The 16,149-nt window shown below is 46.8% G+C and carries 16 protein-coding genes; 4 read left to right on the top strand and 12 right to left on the bottom strand.

The window, feature by feature from the left end; all coding sequences use genetic code 11:
* Positions 1-3: 3 nt before the first annotated feature.
* The 6 genes from ACM5Q9_RS04050 to ACM5Q9_RS04025 all read right to left on the bottom strand — a co-directional run bounded on the left by ACM5Q9_RS04050 (position 4) and on the right by ACM5Q9_RS04025 (position 6,329).
* A complete protein-coding gene (locus tag ACM5Q9_RS04050) occupies positions 4-1,206 on the bottom strand; it encodes an efflux RND transporter periplasmic adaptor subunit (RefSeq protein WP_418143446.1) in 1,203 nt (400 codons plus the stop codon).
* A gap of 295 nt (positions 1,207-1,501) precedes the next feature.
* Positions 1,502-2,296 (bottom strand): ABC transporter ATP-binding protein, encoded by a 795-nt coding sequence (locus ACM5Q9_RS04045; RefSeq protein WP_418143445.1) that lies wholly within the window; start codon positions 2,294-2,296, stop codon positions 1,502-1,504.
* A gap of 4 nt (positions 2,297-2,300) precedes the next feature.
* Positions 2,301-3,188 carry an ABC transporter permease gene (locus tag ACM5Q9_RS04040; RefSeq protein ID WP_418143444.1) on the bottom strand — a complete coding sequence of 296 codons (888 nt, stop codon included), beginning with the start codon at positions 3,186-3,188 and terminating at the stop codon, positions 2,301-2,303.
* Between the two features lie 116 nt (positions 3,189-3,304).
* Positions 3,305-4,276, bottom strand: coding sequence for an ABC transporter substrate-binding protein (locus ACM5Q9_RS04035; protein ID WP_418143443.1), 972 nt, complete (start codon positions 4,274-4,276; stop codon positions 3,305-3,307).
* 92 nt (positions 4,277-4,368) lie between these two features.
* Positions 4,369-5,148 (bottom strand): spermidine synthase, encoded by a 780-nt coding sequence (locus ACM5Q9_RS04030; RefSeq protein ID WP_418143442.1) that lies wholly within the window; start codon positions 5,146-5,148, stop codon positions 4,369-4,371.
* Positions 5,148-6,329, bottom strand: a complete 1,182-nt coding sequence (locus ACM5Q9_RS04025; protein WP_418143441.1) for an acetyl-CoA C-acyltransferase family protein — start codon at positions 6,327-6,329, stop codon at positions 5,148-5,150. Before ACM5Q9_RS04025 ends, ACM5Q9_RS04030 begins: the two co-directional genes overlap by 1 nt.
* Before the next feature lie 103 nt (positions 6,330-6,432).
* Here ACM5Q9_RS04025 and xth point away from each other — a divergent pair, with 103 nt between their 5' ends.
* Positions 6,433-7,206, top strand: a complete 774-nt coding sequence (gene xth / locus ACM5Q9_RS04020) for an exodeoxyribonuclease III (protein ID WP_418143440.1) — start codon at positions 6,433-6,435, stop codon at positions 7,204-7,206.
* Positions 7,207-7,311: 105 nt separating this feature from the next.
* On the opposite strand, the gene ACM5Q9_RS04015 is transcribed toward xth, so the two are convergent.
* Both ACM5Q9_RS04015 and ACM5Q9_RS04010 read right to left on the bottom strand, forming a co-directional pair.
* Positions 7,312-7,869 carry a SecDF P1 head subdomain-containing protein gene (locus ACM5Q9_RS04015; RefSeq protein ID WP_418143439.1) on the bottom strand — a complete coding sequence of 186 codons (558 nt, stop codon included), beginning with the start codon at positions 7,867-7,869 and terminating at the stop codon, positions 7,312-7,314.
* 17 nt (positions 7,870-7,886) lie between these two features.
* On the bottom strand, positions 7,887-8,612 hold the full coding sequence (locus ACM5Q9_RS04010; protein WP_418143438.1) for a pseudouridine synthase: 726 nt from the start codon (positions 8,610-8,612) through the stop codon (positions 7,887-7,889).
* An 87-nt stretch (positions 8,613-8,699) separates the two neighbouring features.
* Between ACM5Q9_RS04010 and ACM5Q9_RS04005 the strand changes: the two genes are divergently transcribed.
* A complete protein-coding gene (locus ACM5Q9_RS04005) occupies positions 8,700-9,260 on the top strand; it encodes a chorismate--pyruvate lyase family protein (RefSeq protein WP_418143437.1) in 561 nt (186 codons plus the stop codon).
* Between the two features lie 57 nt (positions 9,261-9,317).
* Here the strand turns inward: ACM5Q9_RS04005 and ACM5Q9_RS04000 are convergent, their stop codons facing one another.
* Complete coding sequence (locus ACM5Q9_RS04000; RefSeq protein ID WP_418143436.1) at positions 9,318-9,656, bottom strand: P-II family nitrogen regulator; 339 nt, start codon at positions 9,654-9,656, stop codon at positions 9,318-9,320.
* Between the two features lie 67 nt (positions 9,657-9,723).
* Positions 9,724-11,400 carry an NAD+ synthase gene (locus tag ACM5Q9_RS03995; protein WP_418143435.1) on the bottom strand — a complete coding sequence of 559 codons (1,677 nt, stop codon included), beginning with the start codon at positions 11,398-11,400 and terminating at the stop codon, positions 9,724-9,726.
* Between the two features lie 131 nt (positions 11,401-11,531).
* On the opposite strand from ACM5Q9_RS03995, the gene argH reads away from it, so the two are divergent.
* A complete protein-coding gene (gene argH, locus ACM5Q9_RS03990; RefSeq protein ID WP_418143434.1) occupies positions 11,532-12,947 on the top strand; it encodes an argininosuccinate lyase in 1,416 nt (471 codons plus the stop codon).
* Positions 12,948-13,181: 234 nt separating this feature from the next.
* On the opposite strand, the gene recX is transcribed toward argH, so the two are convergent.
* Both recX and recA read right to left on the bottom strand, forming a co-directional pair.
* Entirely contained in the window at positions 13,182-13,799 is a 618-nt protein-coding gene (gene recX, locus ACM5Q9_RS03985; protein ID WP_418143433.1) for a recombination regulator RecX, read from the bottom strand.
* Between the two features lie 30 nt (positions 13,800-13,829).
* A complete protein-coding gene (gene recA / locus ACM5Q9_RS03980) occupies positions 13,830-14,891 on the bottom strand; it encodes a recombinase RecA (protein WP_418143432.1) in 1,062 nt (353 codons plus the stop codon).
* 347 nt (positions 14,892-15,238) lie between these two features.
* On the opposite strand from recA, the gene ACM5Q9_RS03975 reads away from it, so the two are divergent.
* Complete coding sequence (locus ACM5Q9_RS03975) at positions 15,239-16,147, top strand: recombination-associated protein RdgC (protein WP_418143431.1); 909 nt, start codon at positions 15,239-15,241, stop codon at positions 16,145-16,147.
* The last annotated feature ends 2 nt before the right edge of the window (positions 16,148-16,149 follow it).

Raw genomic sequence — 16,149 nt, 5'->3', positions numbered from 1 at the left:
TTCTCAGTTTTCCGCGGGTTTATTGGAACCGGCATTTTCTTGCGCTGAAGTTTTTTTCCAAGGAATTGGTTTGACCATGCCGCCTGGTTGAGCTTTCTGGAATCCTTCAACAATGACTTCGTCATTGGGATTCAAGCCCTTATTGATAATAGTGTTGCCATCTACGGAATTACCCGCATCCACGGCCACTGAAACCACCTTATCATCTTTAACCAGCAACAATTTTACCAAACCGTCGGGAGTACGCTGCAAAGCCTGGTTGGGTACCATTAATGCTTGTGGGTTTATACCCTGCTCTAGCCTCACTTGGGCAAACATGCCAGGCAACAATATATGCTGAGGGTTAGGGAAAATGGAACGCAAGGTAACCTGACCTGTTGTTGGATTTACACTAACGCCAGTAAAAAGCAGCTTACCAATTTCTGCATACAAGGAGCCATCAGGCATTTCAAGCTGGACGGCAGCTGCACCGGTTTCCGTTTGTTGAAGCAGTCCATCTGCCAGTGCCTTACGCAAATCGCTTAGTTCACCGGTTGTTTGTGAGAAGTCCACATAAACCTGGTCAATCTGTTGTACAGTAGCCAGGTGTGTCGCACTGGCAGCACTGACTAGCGCACCCTCTGTCACGAAGGCTTCGCCAATAATGCCATCGATGGGCGAAACCACATCGGTATATCCAAGATTGATACGGGCCGCATCAAGCGCTGCCTTGGCCTGGCTGATGGCCGCTTCTGCCTGGGCTGCCTGCGCTACGGCGTTATCATATTCCTGGCGACTTACTGCTGCCGATTTGACCAAGGTTGAGTATCTTTTTGCCAATAAGCGGGCACTTTGGGCATTTGCCTCAGCCTGTTCCAGCGCAGCCTCTGCCTGATTGACAGCAGCCTGATAAGTGGCCGGGTCTATTTTAAACAGTAACTGCCCTTCTTTTACGACACTGCCCTGTTCGAATGCTACGCTTTGGATAATCCCGGTAACACGAGCGCGGACCTCGGCATCTTTAATTGCCGCCACCCGGCCTGACAAAGTCGTGTAGATACGAGCTTCAGCAGGCTCTACTTTAATTGTAGAAACAGGAAATACAGGAGGTCCTCCGGCTGCGGCAGGATTTGCCGCATCTTCTTTTCCGCAACCGCTTAATACAAGTACTGAACATGCAAGCAATGCCGCAATTTTTTGACTGGCAAAGGTTGATTTTATTCTCATTTGACTGTGACCCGAAAATACCCATTAAGGATATTTTTATTGAAAATGTTGATTCAATTAAAAGATGCTCTAAATTATAGTGGAAAAATACTTGCCTAAGCAACATTTAATCCTGTGAGGACAAAATACTTGCCTAAGCAACATTTGAATCACATAACGATTTCTTGGGTAATATTTAAATATAAAAATATATACATTGCAGCTACTGGCAAAATAGCACTATCACAGTAACAAGAAACGTTTTAATTACACAATAATCACCTATATTTAGGCAGATATAATGAAATAATTTTGACTAACCTAATAATAGCGCATCATCAGAAACCTGCTCACCCCTGACTTTTTCAAACTGCTCAAGCAGATCGGAAACACGCATTCCCTTGCGTTTTTCACCACTAACATCAAGTACAACCTGCCCTTGATGCAGCATGACCGTTCTTTCACCGATTTCAAGTGCCTGCTTCATGCTGTGCGTAACCATCATGGTGGTTAATTTTTGCTCGGCCACCAGCTTTTGCGTTAACTCAAGGACAAAATTCGCAGTCCTTGGATCTAGCGCCGCAGTGTGTTCATCAAGCAATAAAATCTTGCTTGGCTGCAACGCAGCCATGAGCAAACTAACTGCCTGACGCTGCCCGCCTGAAAGCAAACCTATGCGGTCAGCAAGACGGTTTTCAAGCCCCAGTCCAAGAATGGCCAAGCGTTCCCTGAAGAGCTCTTTCATAAACGGCTTAATAGCCGGCCTTAATCCTCTTGGATGTCCACGGTTATAGGCCAGAGACAAATTTTCCTCAATCGTCAGGTCTTCACAGGTACCTGCCATTGGATCCTGGAATACACGTGCCACATTATTGGCACGTTGCCAGCCCGGCATACGGGTAACATCAGCATCATTCAGCAGAATGCGACCTGAATCCACCATGATTTCGCCAGCAATGGCATTTAAAAAAGTTGACTTTCCAGCACCATTCGAACCGATAACTGTAACAAACTGCCCTTCCGGGATAGTTAATGACATGCCCTGCAGGGCACGGGTTTCAATGGGCGTGCCCGGATTGAAAGTAATACGTAAATTCTCTGCTTTCAGCATAGCGTTAACCTTTTCTCGCTTTCAGCATTTTGTTAAGTTTGGGTAGAATAAGGGCAAAAGTAACTAACAAGGCCGTAACCAGGTTAAGATCTTGTGCTTCAAGGCCGATAAAATCGCTGTTTAAAGCCAAAGCAATAAAAAAGCGGTAAATGACGGCACCAATAATAACAGCCAGGGTTACATAAACAAATTTGCGGGCAGGAATAATGCTTTGACCCACAATAACCGCCGCCAGGCCAATCACAATGGTGCCTATTCCCATTGAGATGTCTGAGCCACCTTGTGACTGGGCAAACATTGCGCCACCAAGACCTACCAAGGCGTTTGAAATAGCCATGCCCAGCATTACCATTCGATCGGTAGAGATGCCTTGGGCCCTGGCCATTCTTAAATTTGAACCGGTTGAACGCATTGCCAGTCCTGATTGCGTGGCAAAGTAGCGGTCTAGCAAAAATTTGGCTATTATCACAACCAAGAGTAACAGTACGGGACGCCAGATATAGTCATCAATGAATGCTGGTTGCAGGACTGAAAATACCGTATCGTTGGTAATTAGAGGGATGTTGGGCCCATCCATGATTCTGAGATTGATGGAATACAGGGCGGTCATCATGAGAATACTGGCCAGTAAATCCATAATGCCCAATTTTACGTTAAGCCAACCGGTTATCATACCGGCAAATGCACAAACCAGCATGGCTAAAGCCGTTGCCAGGAAAGGGCTTCCACCCATGCTGATGACAAGGGCGGCAATAGCACCACCTGTGGCAAATGTACCATCAACAGTCAGGTCTGGAAATCGCAGGATCCGAAAGGAAATGAAGACACCAAGCGCAACAAGACTGTAGATAAAACCCAGTTCTAGCGCACCAAGAGATGAAAATAAAGACATGTTAATTGGTATTTATTGATCGGATAAGGCAAGGACATACATGCACAATTATATGCCGTCATGTTTCCTGATGAATCACAAATCCTTATAATACAGGATTTGTGATAATACAGCGTTTATTCTACTATTACAGCTGCTGACTTCAAGAGATCTTCGGGTAACTCGATACCTTGGTTTTTTGCTGCGGCCGGGTTCACATACAGCTCAAGTTTAGAGCTGGTTTGTGATGGAATAGTGCCAGGATTTTCACCTTTCAGGATACGGACAACAATCTCACCTGTCTGGATGCCCAGGTCTTTGTAATTGATACCCAAGGCAGCAATCGCACCCCGCTTGACGCTGTCTGTATCAGAGGCAATCAGGGGAATGTCTGCCTCATTGCCCACCTTGACGAGTGCCTCGTAGGCTGAAACCACATTATTGTCGGTATTGGTATAAATCACATCAACCTTGCCAATCAAGCTTCTGGCGGCTGCGCCTACATCCACAGAACGTGGCGCAGAGGCTTCTATCAGTTCCATGCCTTCCTTGGGCAGCAATTCTTGCAACCGTTTGACGACAACCGCAGAATTGGCCTCACCGGGGTTATATACCATTCCCACTTTCTTGGCATTTGGCACGACGCGTTTGATCAGGTCTACCTGCTTTTCAAGTTCAAGCACGTCGGACACACCGGTAACATTGCCACCAGCAGCCTCTACGGTTGAAACCAGTTGCGCGGCAACCGGGTCGGTAACCGCAGAATATACAACCGGAATCTGTTTGGTAGCGGCAACTACAGCCTGAGCTGAAGGTGTGGCTATAGCAACGATGGCATCGGGTTTGTCACCAATAAACTGACGTGCGATTTGTGCTGCGGTACCCGTATTACCTTGGGCGCTTTGATATTTAAGCTCCAGGTTTTTACCATCGGTGTAGCCGTTTTTTTCAAGTGCCTCTATGACACCATCACGAACCGAATCTAGCGCAGGATGTTCAACAATGGCGGTAATCGCCACGAATTTTTCTTCTGCAAAAGCCATATTAGACGCCAACGTTGCTGCCAATAAAGCAGCTCCCAGGCCTAATTTAAATTTATTTGCCAACATTACAACTCCAGACTAAACAATAATTCTGAATTCTCACACATGCCCTTTACCAGCAATACTGGTAAAAACCAGCATGTGCAACGTCAACCTTGTTAAAACTTCAACAAGTCATTCATTTTATCCTCAGCAGACAGGGCCTTTAACCACTTTGTGGCAGGCAAGCCATACCGGCGCTCAACATCGGCAGCCCGAGCCGCCAAAACTTCTTTTTCAATTTCAAGGGACGGTCCGGTAAAAGCCAGAACGATTCGGTTGCCGTCTTCGGTTTCAGGAAACATGATGACACGATTTGCAAAGGCCTTGTTGATATTCCTGATATTGGAATGAAAACTGGGATGATGTCCAAACAAATTGATCACGGCGATGCCCAGATCGCCCAATACACGTCGACACCCCTGATAAAACACCAAGGAATTACACACAGGCCCTTGAGCCGTATAGTCGTATAAATCAACCATAAGCACAGAACAGCTGTCATGATTGACTGGATCTGTGACCCACTCATGGGCATCATCATGGATCATGCAATGTCTTTTGTGATCACCCAGACGAAAATAAGACCGGCATATTGCCGTTACCATTGGGTTCCACTCTACGGTAACAATTTGGCTTTGTGTATGCCTGAGGCAAAACCGTGTCAAGGCACCTGCTCCCAACCCCAAAATACCTATGTTTTTATCTTTAGGGGGGGACAGGAATAACAGCCAGGCCATCATTTGCTCGGTATACTCAAAAACAAGATGTGAGGGCTTGGAAACCTGCATTGCACCTTGCATCCAAATACTGTCGAAATGTAAATATCTTATGCCATCCTGCTCCGACATTGCGGGTGCGTCATGCTCAGGATGGGGTTCCAACTTTCTGCTTGCCATTAAACTTGCTCAAAAATTGCTGCAATACCCTGGCCACCACCAATACACATGGTCACCAGTGCATATTTGCCTTGAATACGTTGCAGCTCGTACAAAGCTTTTACTGTAATAATCGTACCCGTTGCACCAATAGGATGCCCCAGGCTGATGCCACTGCCATTAGGATTGACCTTTGCCGGGTCAAAACCAAGCGCTTTGCTAACGGCGCAAGCCTGTGCCGCAAAGGCCTCGTTCGCCTCAATAACATCAATATCATTAATGGTAAGGCCGGCCTTGGCCAATGCCTTCTGCGTTGCAGGCACAGGTCCAATGCCCATGAGTCCAGGCTCGACACCTGCATGCGCATAAGCAACCAGGCGAGCCATCGGCTTAAGGCCACGCTGCGTGACTTCCTTGCCATTCATCAATACTACGGCAGCCGCACCATCGTTAATGCCCGAGGCATTTCCGGCAGTTACCGTACCGTTTTCACGAACAAAAACCGGTTTTAGCATTGACAGGCTTTCAAGGGTTATATCACGGCGGGCGTGCTCATCGGTATCGAATATTACATCACCTTTACGGGTTTTTTGTACGATTGGAACAATTTGCTCCTTAAAGTAGCCATTTTCAATCGCATGAATAGCCCGACGATGCGATTCGATAGCCAGTTCATCCTGCTCTTGGCGACTGATATTGAATTTTTTGGCGACATTTTCGGCGGTGACGCCCATATGTATTTTTTCAAAAGGATCGGACAGTGCACCAGTCATCATATCCATGGCAACGCTATCACCCATGCGGGCCCCAAAACGATGGGCGGGCAATATATAAGGAGCCCGGCTCATGTTTTCAACGCCAGCGGCCACGGCAACCGAAGCATCTCCAAGCATGATGGATTGGGCGGCCGATACAATCGCCTGTAAGCCAGAACCACAAAGGCGGTTCACATTAAACGCTGGCGTTTCAATGGAAACACCGGCATTAACGGAGGCAACGCGGGAAACATACATGTCACGAGGTTCGGTATTGGCCACATGACCTACGACAACATGCCCCACATCGGCCCCATCAAGGCTGGCACGGGAAAGTGCCTCTTTGATTACCGTACTACCTAACTCACACGGAGGGATGTCTTTGAGGGAAGCACCAAAATCGCCAATAGCTGTCCTGACACCTGAAACCACGTAAATCTCGCCCATCTCTTAACTCCTTTTGGTATAAAAACCGTAAATATTATTTTGAACTAAAATAGACTTTAAATTTAACCTAGATCGCCTTCTATCTCAAAGGATTTATTAATACATGAAAATAGCAACCTGGAACGTCAACTCACTAAAGGTCAGATTGCCGCAAGTGATTGCCTGGCTACAGGAAAACCCCGTTGATGCCCTGTGCCTTCAGGAACTTAAACAGGAAACCGATAAATTTCCGCTTGATGCCTTCAAGGAAATGGGCTACCACTGTGCCTGGACCGGACAGAAAACATATAACGGCGTGGCCATTATTTCCAGGCAAGAACCCGTTGATATTACACTGAATAATCCGTTTTTCACTGATGAGCAACAAAGGTTGGTCAGCATTACCGTCCCTTCATCCTTGGGAGATATTCGTCTTATTTGTGCTTATTGCCCTAACGGCAGTTCACTGGACAGTGATAAATATGCTTACAAGCTTGAATGGTTTAAGGCTTTGCACCAGTATCTGCAACAACAGCTTGAAAAATATCCCAATCTGGCTATTTTAGGCGACTACAATGTGGCCCCTGAAGACCGTGATGCCCACGATAAATACAGTGGTGACATTCTGGTCTCCCCTTCTGAGCGCGAAGCTTTTCAACGCTTGATTAATTTAGGATTAAGCGACGCATTCCGCCTGTTTGAACAGGAAGAAAAATCATTCAGCTGGTGGGATTACCGCATGATGGGTTTCAGGCGCAACGCAGGTTTGCGAATTGATCACATTCTTCTTTCAAAACCGTTGCGTGATCTATGCACCGGATGTGTAATAGACAAACAACCACGCAGGAATGAACAGCCGTCAGATCATACGCCGGTGGTTGCGACACTTGAGATTTAATAATTAAAAGGCCTGCTTCGGGTGCAATACCCAAAGCAGGCCTTTTTCTTCATTCCAAAACCGGTTTATGCCGTAAATTGAACCTGCACATAAAACCGGTAATACTTATTCACCGTCCTGGATTCGCTGCTCAAGATCACTGGCTTGGGCAGCTGTACTCATGGGAACGAACAAATGGCCCGTATTAATGCCCTCACCGATGGCGAGAATTGAGACCAGCTTATTATTCATTGTCACCGTTAGGTTTTTACCGATATTACGACTAGTGAAGCCGGCCAGTTTTGCGCTTCCCTGGCTGGAAAAATGCAGATCTACAAAAACATTGCCAGAACTGTCTTGCTTGGCAACCGCATTTTGCAAATCATTGCGGGTTAGCGTTTGGCTTGGATCCACGTAAACCAGCTGTCCACTTTGCTGTACCGGAATATATCCTGGCACCGGTGTCATTGAAGAAACATAAATGACCAGGGAAGAAGCGACTCCCGCTGGTTGTTGAGGCATAGTAGGCTGAGTGTTAATAACCGGCTCAACGGGCAAGACAGGGACATCGCTTAGCAAAGTCCCCCCTTTACGACCATCGGGAAATAACTCTACGGTCTCACAACCGGCAAGAAAAAAAGTTGCCCCAAGTATAGTGAAATTTACAAATTTTTTTATACTCATACTATTCCCAATCAATATTAAAGGAAGCGCTCATGACCTTTTAAATAGCGCCATTGCCCCACTGGCAAGTCTGCTAATGTAACATTACCCATGCGAACCCGCTTAAGTCCAACCACTTTAAGGCCCACCAATTCACACATGCGACGGATTTGTCGTTTTTTACCCTCGTGCAGTATGAATTTTAACTGATCATCATTCAACCATGAAACTTCTGCCGGCCGCAAAGCCTGCCCGTCGAGTGTCAGGCCGTGGTTAAGCAGGCTTAGACCATTACCGATGATTCTACCCTCTACCCTCACCAGATATTCTTTTTCAACTTCAGAGTCTTCTCCAATGAGTTGTTTGGCAATGCGACCGTCCTGGGTAAGCACCAACAGGCCTTGTGAATCAATATCCAGTCTTCCGGCCGGCGCAAGGCCACGTAAATGCCCCGCCTCAAAGCGCTGTCGACCCTTGTCAAACTGACGTTCGGGGGTAATTAGGCTGGCTGCCGGACGATATCCGCTTTCCGCCTGTCCGGAGACATATCCGACGGGTTTATTCAGGATAATGGTTACTCGGGCCGTTTGCCTTGCCTGCGCCATCTTATCAAGTGTGATCGTCTGGTTGGGATAGGCCTTGTCACCCAAGCCAACCACCCTTCCATCAACTTTTACCCACCCACGTTCAATGTAGGCATCCGCCTCACGGCGTGAACACATCCCTTTTTCGGACATGAGTTTAGAAATTCTTGCTTTTTCCATTTATTTCTCAAGTTTTTTAGCGTTTCAACTCAATACTGAGTGAATTATTGATATATTCAATCTATAAAAAAATGAACATTTGTTGTAATGAACACTTATACAGATAATCCAAACTGGCTGCTTGCACCCCCTCCAAAACTTGAAGGCTTACAAAAGCAGTGGTTATTTCGTCCTGGCGCACTAACAAGTGGTTTGCGACAACTGGGCATGGTTGAAATAAAGATATTGAAAGAATGCAAACAAAGCCTGCCTCTTGATGAGGCATACACTTGCAGGCAATATACATCCAGTCCCGTCTGGGTCCGTGAGATTTTAATGTCTATCAATGGCACACCGGCGGTTGCCGCACGTAGCCTGACCCCATTAAAAGCATCACATGGCGTATGGCAAGGCATCAGAAAACTAAGAACCCGTCCTTTGGCCGATATTCTTTATAATGATCGTGCCATTACACGTTCCAACTTTGAATGTGGACTTGTTAAAAGAACCATGCCTATTTACAACACGCTAGCCCAGGTCTTACATCCTGTTCCGTACAGGCCAACGCTTGCCAGACGCTCAACATTCTGGAAAGACGGGCAACCCCTATTGGTAACCGAGTGTTTTTTACCTGCATTCTGGAATGAAATTATTCCTGCTGCAAGTTAAAACTAAAAGAATGTAGCATAAAAATACAGGCACTTGCATGCCATATGGCATTATTTTCTAGAGTGCCTGGTCATCTTGCTCACCCGTACGGATTCGAACCGCTTTTTCGATATGCGTTACAAAGATTTTGCCATCACCAATTTTTCCTGTCCGTGCCGCTTTTACAATCGCCTCAAGCGCGGAATCTACCTGGTTATCGGGTATGGCCAACTCGATTCTTACCTTCGGCAAGAAATCCACGACATATTCAGCACCCCGGTAAAGTTCGGTATGCCCTTTTTGGCGGCCAAAACCCTTGACTTCGGTAACCGTCAAACCACTGACACCAAGTTCTGCTAGCGCCTCGCGGACCTCATCAAGTTTGAAAGGTTTAATAATTGCAGTTACTAATTTCACCTTGCCTGTCCTTCATTTATTCTGTTCATTGTTTGGGATTTTAACCTGCACTTGCCATTTAATAAGGCTAGAAATGATATCCATTGGTAATTGGGTAGCGCCAATCTCGGCCAAACGCCCTGCGTGTCAACTTGGGACCAGGTGCTCCCTGACGGCGTTTGTATTCATTGATTTTCAACAGGCGAGCCACTTTCTCAACGTCATGACGACTATAGCCGGCAGCCATGATTTCTGCTGATGATTGATCCTGTTCCATCATGCGCTCGATAATCCCGTCCAGAATATCATATTCCGGCAAACTGTCCTGATCGGTTTGATCGGGCCTTAGTTCAGCTGAAGGAGGACGGGTGATTATTCTTTCCGGAATAACCGGGGTAATGCTGTTGCGCCATCGGGCAAGCCGGTAAACCCAGGTCTTTGGCAGATCCTTGAGCATGGCAAATCCACCTACCATGTCCCCATACAAGGTACAGTAACCGGTTGCCAGTTCGGACTTGTTGCCGGTTGTTAATACAACCGCACCAAACTTGTTGGACATAGCCATTAATAAAGTGCCACGGATACGAGCCTGCAGGTTTTCTTCAGTCGTATCAACCGGCAAATCCTGGAAAATGGGTGACAAAGCACCCAGATAAGCCTCAAACATGTTGGCGATGGCCACCTCATGGTAACTGATGCCTAATCGCTGAGCCATATCCTGTGAGTCGGTTACCGAAATATCCGCAGTGTACTCTGATGGCATCATGACCGCCTGTACATTTTCAGCACCAATGGCATCGACCGCTACAACAAGAACCACCGCAGAATCTATGCCACCTGACAAGCCTAATAAGGCTTTTTTGAAAAAGTTCTTGCCAAGGTAGTCTTGCGTGGCCAATACCAGGGCACGCCAGATTTCAGACTCTAACGGCTCGTCATTGTTTTTATGCAACTCATTATAAGGCAATGCATTAGTTGTGCGTGCCGGCATCAGGGGCAAGGCCTGTCTTGCTGTGACGGCATGCCCTTGCACTTGCACAATTCCCAGGGCCTGAACAAAAGTATTCAGTTCCTGAACCAGCTGACCTTGCCGGTTAAGCACAAAAGAATTGCCATCAAAAACCAGTTCATCCTGGCCACCCACCATATTGCAATAAACAACAGCCATCTCTTGTTTGCAAATGTTTTCCTGCATCACCTTGATACGTTGGTCGTCTTTATTCATGGTGTAAGGCGAGGCATTTAGCACAAGCAATGTTTGCGCCCCAGCTTGGGCAGCTTGTTCTGGCACGCGTGGCAGCCAGGTATCTTCACAAACCGCAACACCAAAACAATGGCCTTTCAGGTTAAAAACAAAGGGCTCATTGCCTGGCGTAAAATAACGCTTTTCATCGAAGACGGAATAATTGGGCAATTCCTGCTTGAAATAAACCCCTTCAACCCTCCCATTTACCACCAATGAGGCGCAATTGTGAATGCCGGCGGCAGTTTTGACAATATGGCCGATTAACACATGCAAATCGGTTAACGTTGCCAAACTGGCACATAATTTTTCAAACTCGGAAGCCTGTTGCTTAATAAACTCGGGCCGCAACACCAAATCTTCAGGTTGGTAGCCAACCAGTGCAAGTTCAGGTAAGACCAGAATATCCACACCCTGCTCGTGGGCCTTTTGTGCCGCCTGCAAGATAAGCGCCGCATTGTCGGTAAAACGACCTACCGTTGCATTAATTTGCGCCAAACCGATTAAAATAGGTGCTTCCATGATAGAAAAATCAAATATCCATTAAACTTTCAATTAAAACACAGTTGCGCTTTATCAACGAATAAAATACTTATAATTAGTATAAATTTCCAATCCCAATTTTTTACTTTTTATCATACTCCTGCATAATTATGACCAACAATACATCTTCGCAAAATCAATTTAACAATAAGGCACAGGCCTGGTCTGCCCGTTTCAGCGAACCGGTTTCAGATCTGGTCAAGCGCTATACCGCTTCGGTTGATTTTGACAAACGGCTGGCCCGCTTTGATATTCAAGGTTCTTTGGCTCACGCTGATATGCTGGCTCATGTTGGGGTAATTTCTGCACAAGACCTTGCCGACATTCAAAAAGGCATGCAGCAAATCCTGGCTGAAATAGAGCAAGGCCAGTTTGAATGGCTGCTGGATCTTGAAGACGTACACCTGAATATTGAAAAACGCCTGGTAGAGCTTATCGGAGATGCCGGCAAACGCCTGCACACGGGTCGCTCACGCAACGACCAGGTGGCTACCGACATCCGCCTGTGGCTACGTGAAGAAATTGATGTCTCCAGCCAATTGCTGATTCAGTTGCGCCAGGCACTGGCAACCGTAGCACTTGATCACCACGACACCATCATGCCAGGATTTACCCATTTGCAGGTTGCCCAGCCCGTTACTTTTGGCCATCATTTGCTGGCCTACGCCGAGATGTTTGCTCGTGATGCCCAACGCCTGCAAGACTGCCGTAAACGCGTAAACCAATTACCCCTGGGCGCTGCAGCGCTGGCGGGTACCTCATACCCGATTGATCGCGAACGAGTGGCAAAAACCCTGCAGTTTGACGGTGTTTGCCGCAACTCACTAGATGCAGTATCAGACCGTGATTTTGCCATCGAGTTCTGTGCCGCTGTTTCTTTGGTGATGACGCATATTTCACGTTTGTCAGAAGAATTGATCCTGTGGATGAGTCCACGAATTGGCTTTATTGAGCTAGCTGATCGTTTTTGCACTGGTAGCTCTATCATGCCGCAAAAGAAAAACCCTGACGTACCTGAACTGGCCCGAGGCAAAACAGGCAGGGTAAATGGCAACCTGATTGCCTTGCTCACTCTAATGAAAGGCCAGCCACTGGCTTACAACAAAGACAATCAGGAAGACAAGGAAGGCCTGTTTGACTCAGCAGACACATTGCGTGACACCCTGACCATTTTTGCTGATATGGTTGGTGGCATCAAGGTTAAACCCGAAAACATGCGTGCAGCTGCCCTACAAGGCTTTTCAACCGCTACTGACCTGGCCGATTATCTGGTTAAAAAAGGCCTGCCTTTCAGGGATGCCCATGAAACGGTTGCGCTTGCTGTCAGGAAGTGCGAAGAAAGCGGCTGCGACCTGGCTGACCTCACGCTGGAACAGCTACAGGAATTCAATCCAGGCATTCAGGAAGACGTCTTTGCGGTACTAACGCTCGAAGGATCGGTTTCTTCCCGCAATCACATTGGTGGTACAGCACCGGCTCGCGTGAAAGAAGAAGCCTTGCGCATTCTTGAAGAAACCAAGGGCTGATTCTCGCAGTCCCGTTTACACCAGAAGTGTTTATGAAAAAGGCCTTATTTCAAATAAGGCTTCAGAATGCAAATAAACTCCCTGTTTTTTGAGCAGGGAGTTTATTTTTTTCAGAATAGCCAAATTTGCAACAACCAAAAGATCAAGCCAACTTAATAAGAAACCAAGAGACGCTTTTTTGAGTTTAATGCTTGTTAATGGCACTGAAGGTGGATGAACAGCCTGCCAAATAATTCAAAAATCATCCGGATATTGGCCGCCAATAATCTTTCTGACGACATCCGCATTAAATCCGCGTGACAATAAAAAGCGGGTTTGCTTTGCGTATTCCTGTGGCGTTGAATAGGCCACACCACGGAATTTTTTATGCCAGACCTCGTAAGCCCTTTCAAACTCAGATTGCTCAAGCTGTTCTTTAAGGTCGGAAATATCTTCTGCATTTAGCTTATGCTGTTTTAATTCCTGCAGAATTTTAGCCGTCCCCCATTTCGAGGATTTTTGTTGCGCAAAAGCATGCGTGAAACGCTGGTTGGATTGCCAGTTCTCTTTTTTCAGGCGCGCCAGCACCTGCTCGACTTCTTCGGGTGACTCAGCATGAGGCAGCAGTTTTCGGCTTAGCTCAAGCTCGGAGTGTTCACGACGGGAAAGCAGGTTAACCGCTCTTGCCAGCAAGGAAATGGTTGGCTTTTTACCCGTTTGCGCTTGTTTTTCTATTGGCTTTTTAAGTTCAGAGGTGCGGCTAAACGCTTCTTTGCTTTCTTTTTGCGCAAGGTTTTGCGATGGTTTTGAAACCCGTACTGTTTCAAAACCATCGTCATCATCGAAACGGTTACCAGAATCGAAACGACTCATCACTTTAAATGATGGCTTAGAAACTTACCATCATTCCTCGACATCGTCCGCAGTCGGCGCCACGGATTGTGCCTGGGCAATGATACCCATGTTGTCACGGATCTTGTTTTCAATTTCAAAGGCAATATCGGGATTATCTTTAAGATATTCACGTACATTGTCTTTGCCCTGACCTATCTTGTTGCCATTGTAGCTATACCAGGCACCGGCTTTGTCTACAATGCCTGCCTGAACGCCGAGATCGATGATTTCGCCCTGACGGGAAATACCGGCACCATACATGATGTCGAACTCAGCTTGCTTGAAGGGCGGAGAAACCTTGTTTTTAACCACTTTAACCCGGGTTTCATTGCCAATGATTTCGTCCCCTTTCTTGATGGAGCCGATACGACGGATATCAAGGCGGACTGATGCATAAAACTTAAGCGCATTACCACCAGTTGTGGTTTCAGGGCTACCAAACATAACACCGATTTTCATGCGGATCTGGTTAATGAAAATAACCATGCAGTTAGTGCGCTTGATAGAGGCGGTTAATTTTCGTAAGGCCTGGCTCATTAAACGGGCTTGCAGGCCCGGTAGGCTATCGCCCATATCACCTTCAATTTCGGCACGGGGTGTGAGGGCAGCGACCGAGTCGATAACGATTAGATCTACCGAACCGGAACGAACCAGTGCATCGGTGATTTCAAGGGCTTGTTCGCCGGTATCTGGCTGGGAGATAAGCAAATCGCTTAAATTGACCCCCAATTTGGCGGCATACTGGACATCCAGGGCATGCTCGGCATCGACAAACGCGCAGGTACCACCAATTTTTTGCATTTCGGCAATGACTTGCAAGGTAAGTGTTGTTTTACCTGAAGATTCGGGGCCATAAATCTCGATAACCCTACCGCGTGGCAAACCACCAACGCCCAGTGCAATGTCGAGCCCCAGGGAGCCAGTGGAAACGACCTGTATATCGTGCGCTACTTCGTTATCGCCATAGCGCATGACAGAGCCTTTGCCAAACTGTTTTTCTATTTGAGACAAGGCGGCCGCCAAGGCCTTTGCGCGTTCTGCTGATGCTGTTTTGGATTGTTTGTCGTCCATGGAGGGTCCTTAATTGGGTGACTTCAAAATAAACTCAATTCGATATTATCGCATTAAATTATACTGTACATATAGACAGTAGTGATATTATTTTCATAATTCCACAAAACAATAAATAATAACCTGTTTGTCTTCCCAATTCAGGACATTGTCAGATGTTATCCCTATAGTTACTGAATGGGAACAAATTGTCCTGCCAATTTTCATATTGGCGATTGTTGTTTCTCATCGCTATGCAACGCCCCGCAACTTTTGCGTTGCATGCGTACCCCGTATTTACCTGCCAGCAACCCTGGCAGGTTTTTTTTATCTCCATACGTTAAAATCGATACTTTTGGCAGAAAAATATGTGGTTTAAAAACCTGAAAGTCTTTCGTCTATCGCCCACTTGGCAACTTTCTGTCCAGGATCTCGAGGCCAAGCTTGAGAAACAGCTTTTTCAGCCCGGCAACCGGTCTGATATGCAAAACATGGGCTGGGTCTCCCCTTGCAATAATGGTGCTTTGGTTCATGCACTAAATGGCCAATATCTGCTGGCACTGCGTGTTGAAAAAAAACTGCTGCCCGCCACCGTCATTAACCAGTTTACCAAGGCAAAAGCACTGGAAATTGAAGAGCAGCAAGGCTACAGGCCGGGCCGCAAGCAACTAAAAGAAATCAAGGAACAGGTTACCGAAGAATTATTACCCAAAGCGTTTAGTATTTTTCGTGACACCCAAGTGTGGATTGACACCAAAAACCACTGGTTGATTATCGATGCCGCCGCTGCAGCCAAATCCGATGAAGTCATTGGCATGCTGGCAAAGGTGCTTGACCCTTTACCGGTCCAAAGCCTGTTTACCGAACAATCTCCCTCTGCCGCCATGACCGAGTGGCTGCTTCAGGATGAGGCTCCAGGAAACTTTAGCATTGACCAGGATGTCGAGTTGCGCTCCAGTGCCGAAAACCGCGCAACTGTCCGGTATGTACGTCAAACACCCGAAAAAGAAGATGTGACCAAACATATTGAGGCAGGAAAACAATGCACTCGACTGGCACTAACCTGGGCTGACAGGGTTTCGTTTATCCTGAATGAATCACTGGATATCAAACGGATTGCTCCTCTGGATATCCTTACTGAAGGCAGTGATTTTTCAAATATGGATGACACCGAACGCTTTGATGCAGATATGACCCTGATGTGCGCCGAACTAGCCAATTTGCTGGATGATCTGGTTGGCGCACTGGGTGGCGAAAAGAAAACCGGCCCGCAATAATG

The organism is Advenella sp. RU8, from assembly GCF_048381675.1.
Taxonomy (GTDB): Bacteria; Pseudomonadota; Gammaproteobacteria; order Burkholderiales; family Burkholderiaceae_B; genus Advenella.
The sequence above is the reverse complement of the archived record's forward strand: the minus strand, read 5'-3'. Positions and strand labels throughout refer to the sequence as shown.

Excerpts from the sequence above, each read along its gene's own strand:
- ACM5Q9_RS04050 (WP_418143446.1), bottom strand. The coding sequence starts at position 1,206 with ATGAGAATAAAATCAACCTTTGCCAGTCAAAAAATTGCGGCATTGCTT.
- ACM5Q9_RS04045 (WP_418143445.1), bottom strand. The coding sequence starts at position 2,296 with ATGCTGAAAGCAGAGAATTTACGTATTACTTTCAATCCGGGCACGCCC.
- ACM5Q9_RS04040 (WP_418143444.1), bottom strand. The coding sequence starts at position 3,188 with ATGTCTTTATTTTCATCTCTTGGTGCGCTAGAACTGGGTTTTATCTAC.
- ACM5Q9_RS04035 (WP_418143443.1), bottom strand. The coding sequence starts at position 4,276 with ATGTTGGCAAATAAATTTAAATTAGGCCTGGGAGCTGCTTTATTGGCA.
- ACM5Q9_RS04030 (WP_418143442.1), bottom strand. The coding sequence starts at position 5,148 with ATGGCAAGCAGAAAGTTGGAACCCCATCCTGAGCATGACGCACCCGCA.
- ACM5Q9_RS04025 (WP_418143441.1), bottom strand. The coding sequence starts at position 6,329 with ATGGGCGAGATTTACGTGGTTTCAGGTGTCAGGACAGCTATTGGCGAT.
- xth (WP_418143440.1), top strand. The coding sequence starts at position 6,433 with ATGAAAATAGCAACCTGGAACGTCAACTCACTAAAGGTCAGATTGCCG.
- ACM5Q9_RS04015 (WP_418143439.1), bottom strand. The coding sequence starts at position 7,869 with ATGAGTATAAAAAAATTTGTAAATTTCACTATACTTGGGGCAACTTTT.
- ACM5Q9_RS04010 (WP_418143438.1), bottom strand. The coding sequence starts at position 8,612 with ATGGAAAAAGCAAGAATTTCTAAACTCATGTCCGAAAAAGGGATGTGT.
- ACM5Q9_RS04005 (WP_418143437.1), top strand. The coding sequence starts at position 8,700 with ATGAACACTTATACAGATAATCCAAACTGGCTGCTTGCACCCCCTCCA.
- ACM5Q9_RS03995 (WP_418143435.1), bottom strand. The coding sequence starts at position 11,400 with ATGGAAGCACCTATTTTAATCGGTTTGGCGCAAATTAATGCAACGGTA.
- argH (WP_418143434.1), top strand. The coding sequence starts at position 11,532 with ATGACCAACAATACATCTTCGCAAAATCAATTTAACAATAAGGCACAG.
- recX (WP_418143433.1), bottom strand. The coding sequence starts at position 13,799 with ATGAGTCGTTTCGATTCTGGTAACCGTTTCGATGATGACGATGGTTTT.
- recA (WP_418143432.1), bottom strand. The coding sequence starts at position 14,891 with ATGGACGACAAACAATCCAAAACAGCATCAGCAGAACGCGCAAAGGCC.
- ACM5Q9_RS03975 (WP_418143431.1), top strand. The coding sequence starts at position 15,239 with ATGTGGTTTAAAAACCTGAAAGTCTTTCGTCTATCGCCCACTTGGCAA.